Source organism: Porphyromonas sp. HMSC065F10 (assembly GCF_001808555.1).
Taxonomy (GTDB): Bacteria; Bacteroidota; Bacteroidia; order Bacteroidales; family Porphyromonadaceae; genus Porphyromonas_A.
The window spans coordinates 1-6,295 of sequence record NZ_KV793719.1 but is presented as its reverse complement, the minus strand read 5'-3'; the positions used below and the strand labels follow the sequence as shown (position 1 = coordinate 6,295).

Here is a 6,295-nt window from a genome sequence, read left to right as displayed (position 1 = left end):
TTATTCATAATAGGTACTCATACGCTTAACTTATGATGCAAAGGTAGGAGTCCTTTCCCGCAACCTGATTGCAAAGATCAAGAGAGGCCGGCTACCTGCCCGTCAGCCGGTCGTGATCGAAGTAGCTGTAGTAGCCTCTGTCGGTATAGATGAGGTGGTCGAGCAGCGTCACGCCCACCACGCGGCACGCCTCGTAGAGCCGCCAAGTGAAGCTGTCGTCGTCGGTGCTTGGGGTGAGCGACCCTCCCGGGTGATTGTGGACCACGGCGATACCGAGCGACCGGTGACGCAGTGCCTCTCGGAGGATCACCCGCACATCGGCGGAGGTCTCCTGATACCCACCGGCAGAGATCACCCGGCGGATAGGCGTGGTGAGCCTCAGCCTTGTCTCCTCCTCAGCCACAGCCCGGCTGTCGGTCTCGGCTCGCTGCTTTCGCTCGATCCGCACCTTGTCGTCACCGAGCAACTCGCTTCGGCTAAGGATCCGATGGCTGTGGATCACCATATTCTGACTATTGAAGCAGAGGAGCCACATCTGCTCCTCCGAGAGACCGGTCAGCCGGTCGGCTATGTAGTCGTAGATCTTGAGGCTGTTGCTCGCCTGCGTCATGTCTGTGCCGTACTTGGGGTCGCAGAGTCCTCTGGTGGCGCGCATACCCAGCTCCATGGCGGCGGCGATGGTGACTAACTTCACATCACCTATACCACGGATGGAGGGGTGTATATTGTCTATAAAGTCTTTGTAGAGGAGGTCAAGGTGACCGAGGTACTCGGCTAAGAGTGCCTTAGCCAGATCTATCGCATCCTGATTATTAGTCCCTCCACGGATCAGTATCGCCAGGAGGTCAACGTCTGAGAGTGAGCGCACGCCATCCCTCAGCCCACGCTCCCGGGGACGTTCCTCAAGAGGTATCCCGTGGATCCCCGACTTGCCCTCTCCGCTCTTCTTCTTGTCTGTCTCCTTACTCACTCGACAAACTTCCGGTCTATGCTCCCCGCATCAAATATCAGCTGCTTGATCTTGTCGAGATCGTTGATCTTGCAGACCAGCAGCACATCCTTGTGGTCGATCACCACGACATCCTCCATCCCCTCGAGGGCGATCAGTCGATTGGGATCCTCGGAGACGACGAGGGTATTGCGGCAGGAGTTGCAGATCTTTGGCCCCTTCCCCAGTACCGCATTGCCCTGCTCATCCTTGTCCGCCATCGAGTGGATCGCCGACCAGGTGCCGAGGTCGACCCACCCGGCGTCGGAGAGCAGCATGGTAACATGCTCAGCCTTCTCCATCACTGCGTAGTCAAATGAGATATTGGGGCTGTAGGGCAGGACGGCACTTACGAAGTTCTCCTCCTCCGCCGTCCCCCACACCTCATCGCGAGCATAGAGCCTCTCCGTAAGCTCCGGGAGGTGGGTCTTGAGCTCGGTGATGAAGGTGTCGGCGCGGGCGATGAAGAGGCCCGAATTCCAAAAAAATTCCCCGCTGTCCATCAGCACCTGTGCCATCTCGGCATTAGGCTTCTCGGTAAAGGTCTTCACCTCATACGGCTGAGATCCGGCTCCCTCAGTGTGGTTCTCGTCACGGCTGACCGCCTGGATGTATCCGTAATTGGTCTCCGGGTAGGTGGGGCGGATGCCTATGGTGACGATCTCGCCCGATTTCTTCTCTGCCAGGCGACAGCCGTCATCCACCAGCTCTACGAACTCCTCCGGGGCGACGATTAAGTGGTCACATGGTGCCACGGTCACCACCGCATCGGGGTCGAGGGCGTAGATGTGGCGAACGGCGTAGGCGATCGCCGGTGCGGTATTGCGGTGGGTCGGCTCAAGGAGAAGGCACTCCTCCGGCAGCTCCGGTAACTGCTCCCTCAGCTGAGCGCGGTAGTCTACGTTGCTCACCACGAAGAGGCGTTCCTTGGCGAAGTGCTTGAGGTATCTATGGTAGGAGAGCTGGAGGAGGCTCTTGCCGGTGTCGAGGAAGTCGATGAATTGCTTCGGGTGACTCTCCCGGCTGTAGGGCCAGAAGCGGCTGCCCGTGCCACCGGCAAGGATCACACAGTACTGATGATGTGTAGGGTCAAGGACCATAAGGGAAGAAGCTTATAGTATTAGAGGAAGTTCGTCCACCTCTTTGAGTGGCACAAAGGTACCTAAATTCCGTCATGCGGAGCGCCCATCACTCCCCGGCAGAGACGATCACGGAGGTGTGACCCATCGTGATCACGTCCCCATCCTCCAATCGGCGTCGCTCTCCCGGCTGCAGCGGTTCCCCATTGACATAGGTCCCCTTGCTGCTGCCGGCATCCCGCACGGTCAGGTTTCCCCTCTTGTCGTGGGTGAAAATGGCGTGGCGCCGATCGAGATCGGCATCGTGCGTCGGCAGCTGAAGGTCGACGTCGGAGTCGGTCTGGAAGCGCCCAAAGGAACGCTCACAGCCGCGGGGAAGGGCAAACTTTCGCTCATCGGAGAGCTGACTGTCCACCACCTCGATGTAGCAGCTGCCGGGCTCCTCGAGTGAGATCGAGAGCATCTCCGGAGTCTGCTGCATAAGGCGATGGGTCTCGCTGCGGAAGACAAGGAAAGGGTGGCGACAGAGGGGGCAGACCTCCCGTACCCCGTCCTTCACGGTGGGGGCAGGGCAGATGACATTGATCTCTCTACTACAGTAAGGACACTTCGCTTTCATGGCTATTCTCTCTCTAAGTAATTACTGATCCACTCGGCCCACTCGTACTGCTCCGCCTCTATCGCCTGATGCAGCAGGTCTCTCGCATGCACCTTGCTGATCGTGTCAAAGGAGGCGACCAGCCGATCAGCCTCATAGTCCTCCGGCATCCGTCCCTGTCTTAGGTGATGGCTGAGCAGCTCATACTCAGCCTCCGGGGAGAGCCGACGCATCGTCCCCTCCCACTCCTCCTCATTGTGCCGGTGAGAGGGGCTAAGGAGTTGCTCCTCGATCAGTAAGGGCAGGCTATTGAACGTCGCGTGGAGTACCCCTTCGGACACCTGCACGTCAAAGGAGATGTCGCCCTCCTCAGCCACTGCCTTTACCTCCGCACGTGGGTGCCCTCCCTCCCCATCGCCCCGGATCACTATGCGGCTGATGGGGCAGCCCACAGCGTCCTGTACATTACGGAAAAAGGAGTCAGCGCTCCGTATCTGGTCCTTGCCCGACAGATAGAGACGGATGATGCCGGTACACTCCGCGTCAAGCGAGGGGGGTACCGGCAGTAAATACTCCCGTCGGGGACCCTCATCCACAGTCTTAAGTACCAGACGCAAGTCCGACTCGCTGCCGGACACCCGTCCCATCTCCAGCCCGCTGAAGGCTATCTGTACGATCTTTGTGCTGCTCTCACTCATGGTCTGTCATCGTATCGGATGGATGAGTGCTCTCCAGCTCCTGCAGATAGGAGGCCCACTCATAATTCTCTGTCTCTACGGCGATCTCTCCCAGCTCCTCCCACTGTCGAGGGAGCATCACCTGCACATTTTTCCTCATCTCCTCGTCCATCTCCTCGGGCTTACTCCCGGAGCGGATAAAGTCGGTGATCCTCTCGTAAGGGGGCATCACCCGCTCCGGCCGGATCGTCGGCGTCTCTGTCGGGTCGGAAATGAAGTGGAAGGATACCTGCGAACCAATGCTCAGCAGAATGTCTCGGTCCACATAGATCGGCACCCCATGCAAGACTGCGTGGATCAGCGCATCCACCATAGGGACGGAGAAGCTCTTCGTCAGTCCCTCCCGATCCCTCAGCGTCACCATCGTGGTGAGGTGATCCCCCTCCGAGGTGACCTTGAGGGAGAGCAGGCTCGTACCGGAGGAGACAAGGTATGACCTGAATAGGCTCTCAGGCTCGGGTCCTCGGTGCAGTGTACTTACCAGACGAGGGAAGTAAAGCTGCCCCAGCGGTGGCTGAAGGGGGACCGGGAATAGCTGCTCGGTCACCTCTCGGATCGGCTTGCCCGTCTCGCTCTGGGGGATCAGCAGCATTACGAGGATGGACGGATTGGCACTCAGATTGCCCATTCCGCCGATCGTCATCTGCAGATACTGTTTTGCCGAAGCCTTGTCGTCTATGCTATTTTCCTCCATATTGTCTCTTTCTTACACTCAAATCTACCAAGAACACCGCAAATACCCTGCCATCTCTCCGCTACGTTGCCGTACGAGACCCGGTGTGCCGGTGGCTCAGGGTCAAAGAAAGCGTCCCGAGTAGCCGTGGCACCCGGGACGCTTTACCGTTTCTCATCCTCCTCTCGTCAGAGCGTGCGGGGGAGGTAGAGGGTCTTGGTCTCGTCGTTGTAGACTGTGGCGATGGGCAGCTCCCTCTGCTTGCCATCCACGGTGTAGAGGGTCGAGAAGGCGGGGATCACGTAGGTGTGACCGCCCTTCTTCACCGTCAGCACCATATCCTCGGCACGGTCGCCCTTGAGGGTCATCTTGCACCCCGCAAAGACCTCCGTATGGGGTGCGAAGTACTTATCCGACAGCTCCTTCATCGTCTGTGGCATCGCCGTCAGCGTGCGGAGGTAGTCATGGAGCTGGAGGTTGGTATTGAAACCGATGAGACGCTTCTCAAAGTCGGGGTGGTAGCAGCCGAGGAACACCTCCTCACCGGTATGCCCGTGGGTGGTGAAGACGATGTAGGTCATATCGGTGTAGGCGCGACATATGTAGCCGGCGAGCGAGGAGGCGTAGAGCGACTTGAGGTGGTCGATGAGGTCGGCGGAGAGGTAGTCGGAGAGCTGTACCTTCTTCCTCACCTCAGCCGGCTGGGTGGCTGCACTACGGCTGTCCACCTCGTACCGGCGGAGTGCGCGGACGATCGGCAGCTGGTCAGCGGGGAGCTTGCGAGTGGTCACCTCCTCCCAGATCTGCTCAATATCCTCCTCCGGGGAGGCGATCAGGCGCTCGGCAAGGCCGGTGGCGGTGAGCTTGATGTTCGTGATGGGACCGAAGAGCTTGGATGCGGGTGTCTCTGCGTACGTGTGACCGAGGTTGTCGGTCCCGAGGGAGATGCCGCTATTGCCGTGGTCGGCGGTCATCAGGACGACTGTGTTGCCATCCTTCTTGGCAAAGTCGATCGCAGCCTTGACTGCACGATCAAAGCCGAGGAACTCGGTTGCCATGCCGACAGGGTCATTGGCGTGAGCTGCCCAGTCCACCTTGGACCCCTCGATCATCAGCACGAAGCCCTTGTCGTTATTCGTGTCCAAGATCCGGAGGGCACTCTTTGTCATCTCCTCCAGCGAGGGCATCACGGCGGGGTCCCGGTCGATGTCAAAGGGCATGTCCATCGGAGCAAAGAGTCCCCAGACTCTCTCGCCCTGATAGTCAAGCGCCGCCTTGCCCGGGTCCGTGAAGACGCTCCAGCCACGCTCCTCGAGGTACTTGCGGTACTCCGGCTTTATGAGGGAGGCCCCGCCACCGTAGAGGACGTCGATCTGATTGTGCACCATCTGGGGGACGATCCACGAGTACTTGTTCCTCTTATATGAGGAGGAGGTGCAGTCGGCCGGGGTGGCGTGGGGAAACTCACATGTCACCACGATGCCGGTCTTACGCCCCTGCTCCATACGGAGTGCCTGCCAGAGCGGTACGAGGGGACGTCTCTGCCACAGCGAGTCGTAGGGGAGGAGGTCCGCCTCACCGTGGAGGACAGGATAGGTGCTCACCTGACCGGCAAGGCCCGGCACACCATTCATATAGGTACTGGTGGTGGGGGCGGAGTCGCCGATGGGCGAGTCGGAGCAGTAGGTGAGGATGGTCCCGCAGAGATAGGGATCGATGAGGAGGTTTTGCTTCTCCGCATCCGTGAGGCGCTGGTACCAGCGTGCCAGCGAGAGGGTGGCGAGGGAGGTCCCGTCGGAGATGCAGAGGATGACGTTCTTGACCGGCTTGGGGGTCTCATGGACGACCGCCCGACCGGGCAGCGTCACAAGCAGCGTTGCAGCCAGGACGAGGCTGCGCACGACAGAGAGGTGAAATGATCTCATAGATTACGTTTGCTAATTCTTCTACAGGCACAAATGTAGCTCTTTTGCCCCACACTGAGGGGATGTAGTCCGTATGGGTGTCACCTCTGCCACTTAATTTAATCCCAAGAAAAGCTATGTTTGCCAGAGATAATGTTTGCCGAGCATAATTAGACCAGCTCGCATTTTGATGGGCCGGGAGGGAGAGGAAAAAGAGGTAGCCTTTGCTGTGGACCATAAAGGAGGGGTGCCCAATACCCGATGGATAGGCGCTCTATCTAATACCGATATTAGTGAAGTCTAATATCGGTATTAG

At 58.8% G+C, this 6,295-nt stretch carries 6 protein-coding genes; all 6 read right to left on the bottom strand.

Features of this window, described 5'->3' with window-relative positions; translation table 11 throughout:
* Positions 1-91: 91 nt before the first annotated feature.
* The 6 genes from HMPREF2890_RS00065 to HMPREF2890_RS00040 all read right to left on the bottom strand — a co-directional run bounded on the left by HMPREF2890_RS00065 (position 92) and on the right by HMPREF2890_RS00040 (position 6,000).
* Positions 92-970 (bottom strand): JAB domain-containing protein, encoded by an 879-nt coding sequence (locus HMPREF2890_RS00065; protein ID WP_070463833.1) that lies wholly within the window; start codon positions 968-970, stop codon positions 92-94.
* On the bottom strand, positions 967-2,088 hold the full coding sequence (locus HMPREF2890_RS00060; protein WP_070463831.1) for a mannose-1-phosphate guanylyltransferase: 1,122 nt from the start codon (positions 2,086-2,088) through the stop codon (positions 967-969). Before HMPREF2890_RS00060 ends, HMPREF2890_RS00065 begins: the two co-directional genes overlap by 4 nt.
* Before the next feature lie 88 nt (positions 2,089-2,176).
* The gene (locus HMPREF2890_RS00055) at positions 2,177-2,686 is read right to left on the bottom strand and encodes an FHA domain-containing protein (protein ID WP_070463829.1); all 510 of its coding nucleotides are present in this window, start codon (positions 2,684-2,686) and stop codon (positions 2,177-2,179) included.
* Between the two features lie 2 nt (positions 2,687-2,688).
* Complete coding sequence (locus HMPREF2890_RS00050) at positions 2,689-3,363, bottom strand: hypothetical protein (RefSeq protein ID WP_070463827.1); 675 nt, start codon at positions 3,361-3,363, stop codon at positions 2,689-2,691.
* Positions 3,356-4,096, bottom strand: coding sequence for a hypothetical protein (locus tag HMPREF2890_RS00045; protein WP_070463825.1), 741 nt, complete (start codon positions 4,094-4,096; stop codon positions 3,356-3,358). Before HMPREF2890_RS00045 ends, HMPREF2890_RS00050 begins: the two co-directional genes overlap by 8 nt.
* Positions 4,097-4,263: 167 nt before the next feature.
* A complete protein-coding gene (locus HMPREF2890_RS00040; protein WP_070463822.1) occupies positions 4,264-6,000 on the bottom strand; it encodes an alkaline phosphatase in 1,737 nt (578 codons plus the stop codon).
* Positions 6,001-6,295 lie beyond the last annotated feature (295 nt).

Bases quoted from the DNA above. Each gene is read 5' to 3' on its own strand.
- HMPREF2890_RS00055 (WP_070463829.1), bottom strand. From the start codon at position 2,686: ATGAAAGCGAAGTGTCCTTACTGTAGTAGAGAGATCAATGTCATCTGC.
- HMPREF2890_RS00045 (WP_070463825.1), bottom strand. From the start codon at position 4,096: ATGGAGGAAAATAGCATAGACGACAAGGCTTCGGCAAAACAGTATCTG.
- HMPREF2890_RS00040 (WP_070463822.1), bottom strand. From the start codon at position 6,000: ATGAGATCATTTCACCTCTCTGTCGTGCGCAGCCTCGTCCTGGCTGCA.
- HMPREF2890_RS00050 (WP_070463827.1), bottom strand. From the start codon at position 3,363: ATGAGTGAGAGCAGCACAAAGATCGTACAGATAGCCTTCAGCGGGCTG.
- HMPREF2890_RS00060 (WP_070463831.1), bottom strand. From the start codon at position 2,088: ATGGTCCTTGACCCTACACATCATCAGTACTGTGTGATCCTTGCCGGT.